Origin of the sequence: Vibrio penaeicida (genome assembly GCF_019977755.1) — a bacterium.
GTDB lineage: Bacteria > Pseudomonadota > Gammaproteobacteria > Enterobacterales > Vibrionaceae > Vibrio > Vibrio penaeicida.
Genome location: NZ_AP025145.1, coordinates 1,353,142 through 1,367,292 on the forward strand (window position 1 = coordinate 1,353,142; position 14,151 = coordinate 1,367,292).

Here is a 14,151-nt window from a genome sequence, read left to right on the forward strand (position 1 = left end):
AAAAAGTTTGCCACGAAGGGGGAACGATTGTGAAAACTCTAATTTATACCGACAACGTTTCAAACAACCATATTCTGTATTATGCGTTGGCAAAACTCCGTGGCAAACAGAACGTTTTTTTCGTTAATGCCAATGAAATTCTTGAAGGGGCTTTGACTCAAGATATCGACCTCTTCGTGATGCCTGGTGGCGCAAGCCGTTACAAATCGGCGAAATTAAATGGTAAAGCCAACACGTTAATTAAAGATTACGTTGCAAATGGGGGTTTTTATCTTGGAATATGTGCTGGTGCCTATATGGCATGCGCGCGTACTCTTTGGGCAAAGGATTCACCATTTGAAATTGAAACTTCAAACGAACTCTCGTTTTTTAATGGCACGGCTGAAGGTCCCATTGATTGTTTTGGCGAGGGGGATAACTTTAACAGCACAAAACCTAACGTTGTTTCTTTGAATGTCCTTCAAGGATCAAACACCCTACTCCAATCTTCCCTCTATATGGGCGGTAGCTTATTCAAAGCTGCGCCAGACGAAGATGTTGAAGTCATCGCAACATTCTCTGATTTACCAAATGCTCCAGCAGCTGTTATCAAAGGAAAATTTGGTAAAGGTCAGTATATTCTGAGTTCTACACATCCCGAATACGATACAGAAGCTGTCGAACTCATGCGTTTTGATGTTGTAGGAAATGAATATATCGATTTCACCGAATTAGAAAATGCCTCATCCCTAAACCTAGCCTTATTAGCTCAACTGCTTGCAGAATAAGCCAACCCCAAAGTAGCGTTGTTTTCACTGCCGTTTCTTTCCAAGACTGCCTAACCGTTAATTAAGCTAACTATCTCAATAATTGATTTCATTATTCATGTTTGAAAACAATTAGATAGCCATTCACCTTAAATACCTTAGTTTAATTAACTAGTTGAATTTCAATCAAATCATCCATTCTAATAACTTGAAATAACAGCAAAGCAAACTAAATTTAAAGTGGGAATAAAGAAACTTAGGTCATTGGAATGAAAACACTTCAGTCTGTATGGGACGGCAAGCATTGGCAAGATGCAGAAGAGATAAAGCAGCTTAATAGTGACAACACTTTGGTTTTATTATTTGGCTCAATTAATAATGAAAATCATGCCATTCAACAATTACGCAATTACTTGCCAGATGCCCAACTTACAGGCTGCTCGACTGCAGGTGAAGTTTCTGGAGTTCGAGTGCATGATAACGCGCTCGTGGTAACGGTAATTTGTTTTGAGAAAACCCCCATACGTATGCTGCGTCTGAAAATGCCAGACGAAGAAATTAACCAAAAAGACATTGGGATCCAAATGGTGAAACAGCTAATGGAAACGCCCGATTTGAAGCATATTTTAGTGCTCAGCGATGGGCTATATGTGAATGGCTGTATGCTAACAGAGGGGTTTGAGTGCGCTGTCCCTGAGCACATTAAGGTGACAGGAGGGCTTGCTGGTGACAACGAATCCTTCAACAAGACCTACGTACTCTACCAAGATGACGTAGCAGAAAAACAGATCGTTGCTGTCGGCTTCTATGGTGAATCAATTTCAGTGAGTTATGGCTCACGTGGTGGTTGGAGTCCATTTGGTTTAGAAAGAAAGATCACGCACTCCGAAGAAAACACACTTTATGAATTAGACGACGAGAACGCCCTAGACATATACAAGAGCTACTTAGGCGAACTCGCTTCCACCTTACCAGCTAGTGGGCTCAGATTTCCGTTAGAGATAACCGACCCCAGTAAATCAACGAAACTTGTGCGCACACTACTTAGCATTGATGAAACGTCAGGCTCAATTACATTTGCCGGTAACGTACCCTCAGGCGCAACCGCCATGTTAATGCGAGCAAACGTTGAAACGCTTATAGAAGGTGCGCAAAGTGCTGCCGAAGTGTGTCGACAGGATATGAACGACTCCCCACAATTTGCCATCTTAATCAGCTGTGTTGGACGAAAAATTCTTTTGAAACAACTCGTCGAAGATGAAGTGGAAGCAGTAAAAGACGAGCTTGGCCCATCAACAGTACTTTGTGGGTTTTATTCTTACGGAGAAATCGCTCCTTATGACAGGCACTATCCGTCAGAGTTACATAACCAAACGATGACTATCACAGCATTTTCGGAAACTTGATATGCACAGACTTCTCAAACGTCAATTGCGCAAAGCTTTTCCAAATGGTGTGCCAAAAGAAGGGGAAACCTTCAACGCTGATCAAATCAACACGTTTATAGAAATGGTTGATCAAGGCTATCAATCAATGGCAGAACAGCTAACAATGACCGAACGAACCCTCGATCTGAGCTGCACAGAATTAACCAATAGGAACCAAACTCTTAGCTTGATATTGGACGCGCTTCCAGACATGAGCTTTTGGATTGATAAAGAAGGTCTTGTTCGGGATATTCGCTCTGGTAATTTCAGCCCACCATTTATTGACGCTGAAGAAAATTTTAAAGCCATAGAAGACTTAGATATCGTCATTAACTCTCCTGAACTTAAGAACTTCCTAAAAAATTACCAATCCAAAAGTGGTAAGGCAGCTGAATTAAACCTTTATGCTCAAGAGACGCACTACCAAGTAAAAGCTAGAATTACACCCATTAGCCATACTCGTTGGTTACTGGTGTTGCGAGATATTTCATTAACCAAACAACTTGAAATGCTTCAGAAGCAACGAATGGAACAAATTCAAAAAGCTCAGAAACAACTTCAAGGGCTCGTAAACGCAGCACCAACGGGCATTGTGATATGCAACCCCAAGCAAGAAATCATTATGGTAAATCAGTACATCAGTACTATTTTTCAAAAACCTAAAGGAGAGTTTCTTGGTAAAAATCCAACAGAACTTGTTGCAGTAAAGCATCGAACTTCTTTACGTGCGCAGGTTATTGATGTTTTAAAGTGTGAACAAGAGGAATGCAGCCGACGGTTAGATACTGCCATTACGTTACCTTCTGGCAATCTAATGCAAGCAGAAATAGCGCTAAGTACACTCATGTTTGATGATCAGCTTTTGATTATTATGTCTATTTCTGACATTAGCGATCGCAAACAGCTGGAAAAGAAATTGCGTGTTCTTGCTTCTACCGACCCGTTAACAGGTGCACTCAACCGACGAAGTTTCAATGATTATACTGAGCGCGCCATTTCCACTTGTATCCGTATCAATCGCCCTCTCTCGCTCATCATTTTAGATATCGACTTCTTCAAAAAAATCAACGATACATATGGCCATGCCGCTGGTGATGAGGTTCTTGTTGCTGTTGTATCGAAAATTGGTGAGGTAACAAGAGATGTGGATATTCTTGGCCGACTTGGAGGTGAAGAGTTTGCTGTTGCTCTTCCTAATTCATCATTGGAGCTAGCCAAAGAAATCGCTGAACGAATAAGACAAGAGATAGAAAGAATGGTTGTGATTAATTGCAATCACAATATTAGGTTGACTGTCAGCCTTGGCGTTATTACCCTTTCAGGCACATCACTTGAAAAACCGTTAGAGTGTGCCATAAACTCTGCTGACGAATATCTTTACTTTGCAAAAGAACATGGCAGAAACCAAGTCGTCGACTCCGAAGGCTTTAAAAAACGTACAAGCTAATATTCTCAGGTGAAATTTCTTAGGTTACCCTTTTTAATCACTACTATTTGTCTTTGACTCATCGCTATCTAGTGGCTGATGTGTTCTTAGGCTTTTTGCAAAACAGACATTCCTAGCCATCTCTTTAAACCCCACCGCATTGTGACAAGCGATACTAGCTAAGTTATTAATATCTGAATCGCTTGCTAACCAATCAAAACCTTGGCGTCGAGCCCAGCCTTCCGCTTGCCTCAAAAGCTTTTTACCAAAGCCCTGCCCGCGATAATCCCGCTCAATGAACCACCCCTCGATATAAGGGACACCTCTAGCATCGACTCCTTCTGCGTGGCTTCGAATGTTTAACTCAATAAAACCGACGATCTTATCTTCTTCATTATCCAGAACAAATACCTCGACAATGTGAACACTAGTAAGGTCAAAAAAGGATTCTATATCCAGTTTGTGCATTGATAGTTCATCGGGCCATAATTCATTTCTTAGTATCGCCCACTCTTCTTTGTCTTTGCGCTCTGCTCTTCTAACGATCACGATATTTCCTTGAAGGGTATGTTCTAGGTTGCCAACCTCTACTGATTATTTTTAATCATAGTCTCTATTTTTGTCATTGGAATGTAAGTAAAAAAAATGCGAGTGTAAAAACACTCGCATTTCTATAAATGTGGACCAGTATCAAATTACTTTACTGCACACACTTTCGTCCAGCTGCCATCGCTTCCTGGTACAGATGATGTATACCAGTTTGCTTTGTAAACAACGTTGTTGTGAACCATTTGGTCACCACCTGTTGCGTGGCTTGGGTTACCCGCCCAGTCAGTTTGAGGCCAGTTAGGGTAAACGTTGATACCTGTAGTACTGCAAGTACCATCGCCAGGACCACCTGGATCACCGCCACCAACTAGGTCGCCAATTGGTAGGCTAGGCTGTTCAAACTTGAACGCGTACTCTTTACCATTTACTTTCACACTGTAGTTAGCAGGACCTGAGATTGGTAGGTAGTAAACCATATCAAGCTCGTAAGTACCGCCCGCTGGTAGTGCTTTCCAGTTTGGTAGAGAGAAAGATACGCGGTGCATTGGTCCGTCTAAACCACCAATGTTGTTCGCACGTGTATGACCAGAAGCAATCACTTTCAGACCGCCACCAGATTGATCTTTAGCGTTATCTGGAGCAGATACTGGGATATCAAACTGGAACTCAGTTCCACCAGGTAATTCAGTACCTGTGTTGTTCGTAAACGTGACTTTAGGGTTGATTGGGTAGTTTTGATCACCCACTTTAAAGCCACCAACACTTACAGCAATATCAACAGCTTCAGTTGGTGTAGGTAGAACACCCACTTTGTTTCCATATGGTGTTGCCGCTTGGAACTTGTCGTACATCGCTTTTGTCATGGTGTTACCCATGTGGTACTCACCGTTGCCAGTCGTACAAGCTTGCTCAGTTGCATCAACCGTTGTGCGGTTTCCTTGAGCATCTAGCACGTAACAGTTGTAGTCACCCGCAAGTTCCCAGAACATGATGCCACCGATTTCTTTATCGATAACGTAGTCCGCTTTTACGTTGATGGAGTCTTTATCTTCTGTAGAAAGGAATACGCTCTTCTGGGCGTTCCACAACCAAGGTGCTACAGCCACACTGTCATAGTGACGTACGTAGTTACCTACAAATTTGTGGTCTGGGTTGTTTACTGGGTCTAGATTGTACGCAGCAGCATATGAACCGTAGATTCCTTTTTCAAGGTTTTTCGCGTGCCAGATTGGGTTAGAACCTGCACCCATCTCAACACCGTTAGCATCTTTATCGTGCCACATGTTGTCGAGGCCAGTTGCACCGTAACCACAGTTGTTCTTTTCGCCTTCGCCCGTACCAGGAGAACATTCTGCTTGGTTAGGAAGAGGAGCACGACCCCAAAGACCGTTTTCACCACCCGTTACACCTTGCCAACCACGTGAGTAGTATGGAACACCGATGTTGATACGACCAGCAGGCATAGAACCGCGGAAGTAGTGGTAAGCCCAGTCAGTATTTAAGTAACCGATACCACCGTATGCCGCTGTACCGTATACATTCCACTGCGCTAGCTCAGAATCTTTACCTGTGTCGTACAACGCTGCGTTATGACCTACGTGGTCGTTCCACGCACCGTGCAAGTCGTAAGACATGATGTTTACGTAATCGAGGTACTTAGTAACGTCAAACGTTTCCATACCACGAAGCAGGTAACCTGAAGAAGGCGCTGCAATTGTCAGCATGTAGTGGTTGCCATCTTGTGCAGATGCCGCATCCACTTTCTGACGAAGTACTTTCATCAACTCTTGGTACGAAGCCCACAAGTACTTACGACGAGGTTCCATAAACGCTTTATCGTCTGGGTTACCAGCACCTGCCATTGATGTTGGGTATTCGTAATCGATATCCAAGCCATCAAACTTGTACTTACGCATCATTTCTACAGCAGACGCTGCGAACTTTTCGATGCCCGCATGGTTGATAGAACCATCGGCATTGGTCGTCATTGTGTAGAAGCCACCGTCTGCTACACGCTTACCATCAGCACCAAAGTGACCACCCGTTTCGGCCCAACCGCCGATGGAGATCAACGTTTTTACGCCGTGTTTCTGTTTTGCAGTGGCAAGTGCACCAAAGTGACCTTTAAAGCCCAACGCAGGATCAACTTCAACACCAGGCCATGTTTTACCAACTGCTGCGTTGTTTGGATCGTTAACATCACCAACATTAACTTTACCGTCGGATCCAATGCTCACAAATGCATAGTTAATATGGGTCAACTGCTCCCATGGAATATCTTTAACTAAGTATTGTGCTTGAGGGTCATCACCAGCACGCCAGCTAGTGAAGTAACCGATAAGTCGTCTTGGGTGATCCATACCCATTTTTTCACGACCTTCTTGGTCGTAAATTGTACAATAAGGGACGGTTACGCCAGGAGTTTGATAAAGACCGTCTGGTCGACAAGCTTCGTGATCTACTGGTGTTGCAGCCGCCGCAGGGGCAGAAAATGCGCTTAATGCCAACATGCATGAAGCAGCGATAGTGCTTAATGAGAAAAGACCCTTTTTCTCACTAATTTGGTGCGAATGATTCATCTCTTTATCCTTAAAATCTATTAGAAAGATCAAACTGCTCAACGCATCAAAACTTAGAATGCGTTGCAAAATAACCATAGATTGGACTAACGAATTCGGCACCTATAAAAGATCTAATTTGAACAATGACTCGCAAACACATGTTAATTTTATGCAACAAGGTGAATCAGATTTTGTAGCAGCAACTAAATTTTCCACCAGAAGAAAGTCGCTATTGATCTATATCAACATCCACATTATCTCGGAATTCTGCTCGGCACACAGACTAATAACCTAAAGTTGCCATCTAAAACAAAGGTTTAGTTTGCACAACTCTGACACAGAATTAACAGTAAAATTGCAACATTTCATTTTCATTTGCTTTTTTATTGTACTGACAGATTCTGTCACCCCGCTTTTTTAATATGTTCCTGAACTCAACAACAAGGAACACAATCATGGAACAAGTAATCGAAGTAGTTAATTACAAAGTATTGGATGGCGTTACTGAATCGCAACTACTTGAAGCATCAGATCAAATCGTTGGTTTTTTAAAACGCTCAGAAGGTTTTTTGTATCGCTCGTTGAGCTACAATCAGCAAAAAGAAACATGGACAGACACGGTATATTGGCAAGACATGGAAAAAGCACAAGCTGCATCAAAAGAGTTTATGGCTGCACCTGAAACCCAAGATTACGCGTCAAAAATCCAAATGGAGTCCGTGGATATGCAGCATCAAATCATCAAGTCAGATACTGGCTGTACGAACTAACGTAATCAAATTGAAAATTTTCCTACCCGTAAGGATGTAATAGACACATGAGTAAATCTGAAAGACTGTTCGAACTATTGACTTTATTACGCTCAAAGCGTTACGCCGTCACAGCAAAATACCTCGCTGAGACAATGGAGGTCAGTGAACGGACCATCTATCGAGATATTCAATCACTCATTTTGTCTGGCGTCCCAATTGAAGGAGAGGCGGGAGTTGGATATATGCTTAAATCTGGCTCTCACCTTCCACCGCTTATGTTTAGTGAACAAGAAATGATGGCACTTGAGCTCGGGATGAGAATGGTAAGAGCGTGGTCCGACAAAGAGCTTGCTGACGCCAGCCGGTCTGCATCTCGTAAAATTATGTCGGTCCTTCCGGATAGTCTTAAGCGGCAAGTTGAGGAGTTTCCTCTTATCGTGCCTGACTATCATATCCAGTCAGACACCGCTGCGCGAAGCCAAATGCTGCGTAATGCGACGAAAAATCAACAGACAGTAAAAATGAAGTATCAAGCTGAAAGCGGTGATGTTTCAGAGAGGCTTATTCAGCCTTTAGGGCAAATATTTTGGGGTAAAGTTTGGACACTGATTGCTTGGTGTGAGTTGCGAAATGCTTATCGTAATTTTCGTGTAGACCGGGTAATTGCACTGGAAGTTCTAGAAACTCAATTTGCGACAAGTGATACAAAATCACTTAAGCATTACATTGCTCAATACGCGCCACCGGACTAGTCACGCGTATTGGCTTCGTCGGACTTAAACGGTTTTAGTCTTCGTCTAGCCAACTCATTTCTGGCAGCTCGTCTAAGTGTTCTTTGTACCTTTTCAAATTAAAAGGTTCTTCATTTTTCACAACACCAAATACTTCTAACATTAACGCACACGCGATCATATCAATGGCGTCTTCACGAGAGTTACCCGTCATCATAAGGCGCATTAACGTCTCTTTTACTTTGATCGGATCACCATCGGCTATTTGGTTTTCTACTACTTCGCGAAGGTGTTCATCCGTCATTATTGTTTCTTGTTCGTTGCTCATTGTTGATCCAGCCAATTAAAAACAGGCAGAGTATATACTCAAGCTACCTCAAGATGCTAGGTTCAGCGACTTCTCATATATAGATCTTGGGCTTGGTTTTCAGGCAAGGCACCGATTTGAAGGTCTAGTGGTTCTAATTCAATAATCACTGAGACAATTGAAGAATATCAAGAGCGTCTTCGTTTTTAAGTAATATCCTATAGGCGTTAAAGTCTATGTGAGAAAAACGATGAAAAGTAGCAGCGACATTTTGCGTGGAAAACTGAAAACAGAATTCAAAACGGTATCTGCAATGATCGAGATTTATTGCAAGGCACATCACTCTCCTTCCTGCACAGACTGTCAATCACTAGAAAGTTACGCCGAAACACGTTTGGATCGTTGCCCTTATGGTGAAACCAAACCAACGTGTAATCGCTGCCCAATCCACTGCTACAAACCTGAACCCAAGGAAAAGATGAGAGTCATTATGCGATATTCTGGTCCCAGAATGCTGCTTCATCACCCTATATTAGCTATTCGGCATCTAATCCATGAAAAGCGTGAAGTACCCGATTTACCGAAGTCCAATTTGTCTAATCGTCACTTGCGATTAAAAACGGAATGTTCCTGACAAGAAGTGCCACCATATTGTTGCCAAAGTGTACCCTCGGAGATTCGATCGGCAAGTAAACACGCAGAACCTGCAGCTAGCGTCCATCCATACATTCCGTGCCCAGTATTCGCGAACAGATTACTTGCTCCAACTCTATCAATAATAGGCATACTCGATGGTGTACACGGTCGGCTACCTTCCCATTTTTCCAGTATCGTGTCGTAATCAGCAGCATCAGGAAATCTTGACCTACAAACCTCTAACAGCTCTTCTACTCGATCAAGGGTATTTTGGGGTGAGCTCTGAACAAAATCAGCAAACCCCGCCACTCGCACTTTGTTGCCAATACGACCCAGTACAAACTTGTTGCTGATGTCAGTAATACTGACATCCGGAGACGTTTCGATCGCCGGAAAAGTTAAGCTATAACCTTTTACCGGATAGATAGATAATGAAACGCCTAACGGTTTTAACAGCGCATCCGATGCATGACCGGCCGCCATTACGACTTTATCGACACTTATGTCACCCAAAGTTGTGTTTACTGTAGTGATCGTGTTTTGTTCAACATCTAACCCTGTCACTTCACAACCAAGGTTAATCGAAAACTTTTCATGTTCGTTGAGGTATTTAAGCATTGAATAACAGAAACTTTCAGCGTCTCCAATATCATCTATATCGGAGTAAAGCCCTCCAGCTAAGTTAGCGCTGATGGCTTTTAAGGCGGGTTCTTTGGTCACGCACTCTGAAGCGCTTAGAGTGTGTTGTTGGTAACCCCAATTTGCTTTTCTTTCGACGCTTTCTTTGGCGCTATCTAATGCCGCTTGGCTTTCATACACAACCAACTTTCCACAAGGTCTGAAATCAAACTCAACACCAGTCTCGCTCTGAATACGATCCATCGCTTTTTTTGAATATAAGGACAAACGAAATAGGTTTTCGCTGTTCTTTTCCTCATTAAATGGTAAGCCGTTGTAGAGGAATCTCGCTCCCCATACGTTGAGTTTAATTGACGACTGCCATTGAAATTTAAGTGCGGGATCTTGTCCTGCAAGTACGGAAGGGATTTTCTTAATCAAATTAAGAGAAGCCATCGCATCCACAAAGGTGTAGCTTAGCTGAGCACCGTTTGCATGGCTTGTTCCCATCGCGACGGTGCTCTCTTTCTCCAACACCGTGACTTTATACCCACGCTTTAGCAGCTCATACGCTGATGTAAGACCGATCACGCCTGCGCCAATGATCACGATGTACTCTGTACCTTTCTCTGGCATCGAATTCCTTCCCTGAAATACGGTTTGTCTTAACCCTTATTGAGTAAATCTACACTTAAACTCTAGGAACCTCAATGAACAAGATTTCAGCATTTTTTTAGATTATTCCCCTTAATAAAAAACCTCCAACATAGTTGGAGGTTTGAGTTTCATATCTTCTTGAATGACCAATTATAATTCGAGTTATCCAAGCTTTAGAATTTTCGCCTGGCTGTCTCTACTAGGGGGAAGTTGAGAGTTTTGACCGCCACTGAGTCTAAAGAAATCCATTGTCTTGTTCATATTACTGGCTTGCTGCGCCATCGATTCCCCAGCAGCAGAAGCCTCCTCTACCAGTGCTGCATTTTGCTGAGTCATCTGATCCATCTGAACAATCGCAGTATTGACCTGCCCGATCCCTTCACTTTGCTCTCTCGCAGAATCGGTAATTTCTTGCATCATAGCGCTCACCTTAGACACGGAATCCACGATTTCTTGAAGCGTTTCACCAGATTGATTCACGAGTTCAGTGCCCTCCTCCACCTTGGTTTGGCTATCGCGTATCAGATCTTTGATTTCTTTCGCAGCTTGCGAAGAGCGCTGCGCAAGATTGCGAACTTCACCAGCAACCACAGCGAAGCCTCTTCCTTGTTCACCAGCCCTTGCGGCTTCGACTGCTGCATTCAAAGCCAATAGATTAGTTTGGAAAGCAATTTCATCGATGACACCAATGATTTCAGAAATCTCTTTACTGGAACTGTTGATCTCTTTCATCGCAGCGACAGCTTGGTCGACAACCTTGCCGCCTTTCTCCGCTTGCAATTCAGCCTCTTTCGACAGCTCATTAGCATTTTCCGCACGTTCCGAGCTTTGTTTCACTGTACCCGTCATTTGCTCCATACTGGCTGATGTTTCTTCAAGGTTAGATGCTTGTGCCTCCGTCCGCTGGCTTAGGTCGGTATTGCCTTGAGCGATTTCATTCGCGCCTTGAGAGACCGAATTTGCCGAGGTTCGAATACTGCTGATCACCTCTGTCAGCTTTTCTGCCGTGGCATTCGTATCTTCTTTTAGCTTACCAAAGCTGCCTTGATAGTCGTTGGTGATGCGCGACGTTAAATCCCCTTTAGCCATGGCTCCTAAGGTATTCATTACATCATTCATCGCAACTTCGACCGTACTTACTAGGTCGTTAAGCCCCATGCTCAAGTTACCAAAGAACCCTTCTTTACCATCTAAGTTGATTTTCTTGCTCAAATCACCATTAGATGCCGCCATCACGATTTCGTCGATTTCTTTTTCAATATTAACTTCCGCAGTCCTATCGACCCACTCGACAACCGTACCGATTCGCTTGCCGTCTACTTCAATAGGATTTGAAGTAAGGGCAAAAACGCGGTTGCCGATGTCTTCAACAGACCGATTGGTGTTTTTAAGTTGGCTCAACGTGCCACGTTGCTGAATTGGATTTTTGAAGAATTTGGCAACATCAATACCATGCAAACCGTCCAGTTTAAACTCTGGTATTTGCTGCCTGATGTCTGGCTCCGCCACTCGCATCATTTCTTCGAGCGCTTTGTTGGCATAGATAACTTTAAGCTCAGGATCCGCAATCATCACGTTGCCAGAAACACTATCCAGAGCATATTTCACCCGAGCATTTTCTGATGCAACTCTTGCTTTTTCACGTTCTTCCGCTAACCAATCTGTACGATCATCCCACTCTACAACCGTACCTACCCGTGCTCCATTGACCGAAACAGGGTTAGCAACAATAGCGAACGTATGACCGCCAACAATGATTTCGTGTTCAAACGTACTAGAGAGCTTGTCTAAACGCGGTAAGTGCTCGGTGAAAGCACGGAAGTACTTATCGATTTTCTGACCGCTTATTCCTTTCACATCGAAGTCTCTTACATCGTTTCGGATATCTCTCGATGCACTCTCCATCATCGACTTAACTGCATCATTCATGTAAATGACATCGTAATTTGTGTCTACGATCATCACTTTGCCTGACGAGCCATCTAGGGCGTACTTCACGCGAGCATTTTCTGAAGCAACGCGAGCTTTCTCATGCTCCTGCGCTAGGTATTCAGTACGATCATCCCACTCTACTACCGTTCCGACTCTTTGATTATCAACGATGACAGGGCTTGCAACCAATGCAAACGTACGCCCTCCAATTTCCAATTCATCTGTGAAAGTTTGAGTTAAATGATCGAAGGTTGTTTTTTTCTCAGCAAAATATTTGAGGTGTTTATCGATGGGATTCCCCATCAGCGATTGATGATCAAATCCTGAAATGTCTTTCTGGATATCCGATTCCGCCTCTTTCATCATGCTCAAGATAGAGTCATTCATGTAGATAACGTTATAGTTACGGTCAGCAATCATTACGTTGGAACTGGCGTTGTCTAAAGCGTTTTTAATACGCGCATTCGTGCCCGCTATTCTGCGTTCTTCTTTCTCTTTTTCTCTACCTATACGCAAGTTATCACGCATTTTCAGCATGGATAAAAAGACGCCTTCAGGTTCACGCTCATCGTATTTCTCGTCAAGTTCACCGCGAGAAATGGCGTTTGCTATTTGGGCGAGTTCGCTCGGGTCTTTGCCCAATTGACGCATAACGACTTTCGTTAAAAGGAACACAATCCCAACACTAACCAGAAGCGCGACAACAAATACAATCACAATAGTGTTGACTGCGTTTTCATTTTTAGCTTTGAGTTCTGGTCCAAGTCGATCTTGATCGTTCTTCACCGACAGTTTTAAGTCTTCTACCAATGCAGCAAACTGAGGACCAATCACATCGAGTGTATTGCTCATTTTGTCATTGCGGTCAACAATGATACCCACGACGCTTTCAAAAGCGTTCATATACTCTTTTTCCATTGCCGACGTTTCAGATACCAAAGCGAGATCGGAAGACGAATCAATCAGAGTACGGAGTTCTTGAATTTCTTTGTCAAAGTTGTTGAATTCAAATCTTACTCTTTCAGCAGCCGATGTTTCGTTACTTTCGAGATACTTGATCACATACAAACGTGCGAGCAATAAGTTACGCATCGCTAAGCCAGTACGATACCCAAGTTCCGAGTTGGCATTCTCTGACGCACTCAGCATCAGTGCCGTAAGATTCTTCTCCATTTTTGGTCCACGAACATTCAATACGTCATTAACGAGCTCATTACGTTCAATACGATAACGCTTTATCACATTAAATGTTTCGTTGTAGTTGTGGATTTCTTTGTTAAGCTCTTTGACCATTGCAGCCCTTTCAGGCTTGTTGATCTCTTTGTCGGCAACTTTTAAAAGGCTTTCAACTTCTTGAAAGTAATCGTTGTACTGGTCTATATCCTTCTGGCTGCCTGTGAGTAAGAAGTCTTTTACGTTCATTCTTACCATCAACATGTTCGATTGAAGAATGCCGGCAAGGTTACTGTCTCTTGCCAACTCGCGGTAATTCTTAAAGCCATCTGACGCTGTTGTTAAAGCCAAGTACGAAGTAAGCCCAATGATAGCCAAGGTCAGCAAAACGGCGGTAAATGCCGCAATAAGCTTGGCTTTGAGCGTCTTCAACAACTGCAAAGATCTCGTGGTATTTTCCATTATTATTCTTCCCTAGTTTGTTTGGGGATAAGAAACCTTGCGATAAGAAAAAAGTATAGAACTCAAAGTTCGGCGAAAATCACACTTTTGATTTGTGCGTTTTATGGCGGTTTTATTTAGAAACAACTGAATAAGAAGGAAAAAAATAGAAGAGGTACAATTACACAATCAAAA

At 43.0% G+C, this 14,151-nt stretch carries 11 protein-coding genes; 6 read left to right on the plus strand and 5 right to left on the minus strand.

The features are described from left to right. The first annotated feature begins 29 nt into the window (after positions 1–29). From LDO37_RS24370 to LDO37_RS24380, 3 genes are all read left to right on the plus strand, one after another. Positions 30–767 (plus strand): BPL-N domain-containing protein, encoded by a 738-nt coding sequence (locus LDO37_RS24370; protein ID WP_126609420.1) that lies wholly within the window; start codon positions 30–32, stop codon positions 765–767. 248 nt (positions 768–1,015) lie between these two features. After that, the gene (locus LDO37_RS24375; protein WP_126609419.1) at positions 1,016–2,152 is read left to right on the plus strand and encodes an FIST signal transduction protein; all 1,137 of its coding nucleotides are present in this window, start codon (positions 1,016–1,018) and stop codon (positions 2,150–2,152) included. Between the two features lies 1 nt (position 2,153). After that, complete coding sequence (locus LDO37_RS24380; RefSeq protein WP_126609418.1) at positions 2,154–3,620, plus strand: sensor domain-containing diguanylate cyclase; 1,467 nt, start codon at positions 2,154–2,156, stop codon at positions 3,618–3,620. A gap of 33 nt (positions 3,621–3,653) precedes the next feature. Here the strand turns inward: LDO37_RS24380 and LDO37_RS24385 are convergent, their stop codons facing one another. Together LDO37_RS24385 and LDO37_RS24390 are read right to left on the minus strand one after the other, a co-directional pair. Continuing rightward, positions 3,654–4,148 (minus strand): GNAT family N-acetyltransferase, encoded by a 495-nt coding sequence (locus LDO37_RS24385; RefSeq protein ID WP_126609417.1) that lies wholly within the window; start codon positions 4,146–4,148, stop codon positions 3,654–3,656. Between the two features lie 146 nt (positions 4,149–4,294). After that, positions 4,295–6,727, minus strand: a complete 2,433-nt coding sequence (locus LDO37_RS24390) for a chitinase C-terminal domain-containing protein (protein ID WP_126609416.1) — start codon at positions 6,725–6,727, stop codon at positions 4,295–4,297. 437 nt (positions 6,728–7,164) lie between these two features. On the opposite strand from LDO37_RS24390, the gene LDO37_RS24395 reads away from it, so the two are divergent. Both LDO37_RS24395 and LDO37_RS24400 read left to right on the plus strand, forming a co-directional pair. Further along, positions 7,165–7,479, plus strand: coding sequence for a hypothetical protein (locus LDO37_RS24395; RefSeq protein ID WP_126609415.1), 315 nt, complete (start codon positions 7,165–7,167; stop codon positions 7,477–7,479). A gap of 47 nt (positions 7,480–7,526) precedes the next feature. Next, positions 7,527–8,213 (plus strand): helix-turn-helix transcriptional regulator, encoded by a 687-nt coding sequence (locus LDO37_RS24400; protein ID WP_126609414.1) that lies wholly within the window; start codon positions 7,527–7,529, stop codon positions 8,211–8,213. Between the two features lie 34 nt (positions 8,214–8,247). Here the strand turns inward: LDO37_RS24400 and LDO37_RS24405 are convergent, their stop codons facing one another. Then, entirely contained in the window at positions 8,248–8,520 is a 273-nt protein-coding gene (locus LDO37_RS24405) for a hypothetical protein (protein WP_101115145.1), read from the minus strand. A 229-nt stretch (positions 8,521–8,749) separates the two neighbouring features. On the opposite strand from LDO37_RS24405, the gene LDO37_RS24410 reads away from it, so the two are divergent. After that, positions 8,750–9,133, plus strand: coding sequence for a nitrous oxide-stimulated promoter family protein (locus LDO37_RS24410; RefSeq protein WP_126609413.1), 384 nt, complete (start codon positions 8,750–8,752; stop codon positions 9,131–9,133). Here the strand turns inward: LDO37_RS24410 and LDO37_RS24415 are convergent. Continuing rightward, positions 9,103–10,389, minus strand: a complete 1,287-nt coding sequence (locus LDO37_RS24415) for an FAD-dependent oxidoreductase (RefSeq protein ID WP_126609412.1) — start codon at positions 10,387–10,389, stop codon at positions 9,103–9,105. The two genes, LDO37_RS24410 and LDO37_RS24415, sit on opposite strands and share 31 nt — an antisense overlap. Before the next feature lie 183 nt (positions 10,390–10,572). Next, a complete protein-coding gene (locus LDO37_RS24420; protein WP_126609411.1) occupies positions 10,573–13,977 on the minus strand; it encodes a methyl-accepting chemotaxis protein in 3,405 nt (1,134 codons plus the stop codon). Between the last annotated feature and the right edge of the window lie 174 nt (positions 13,978–14,151).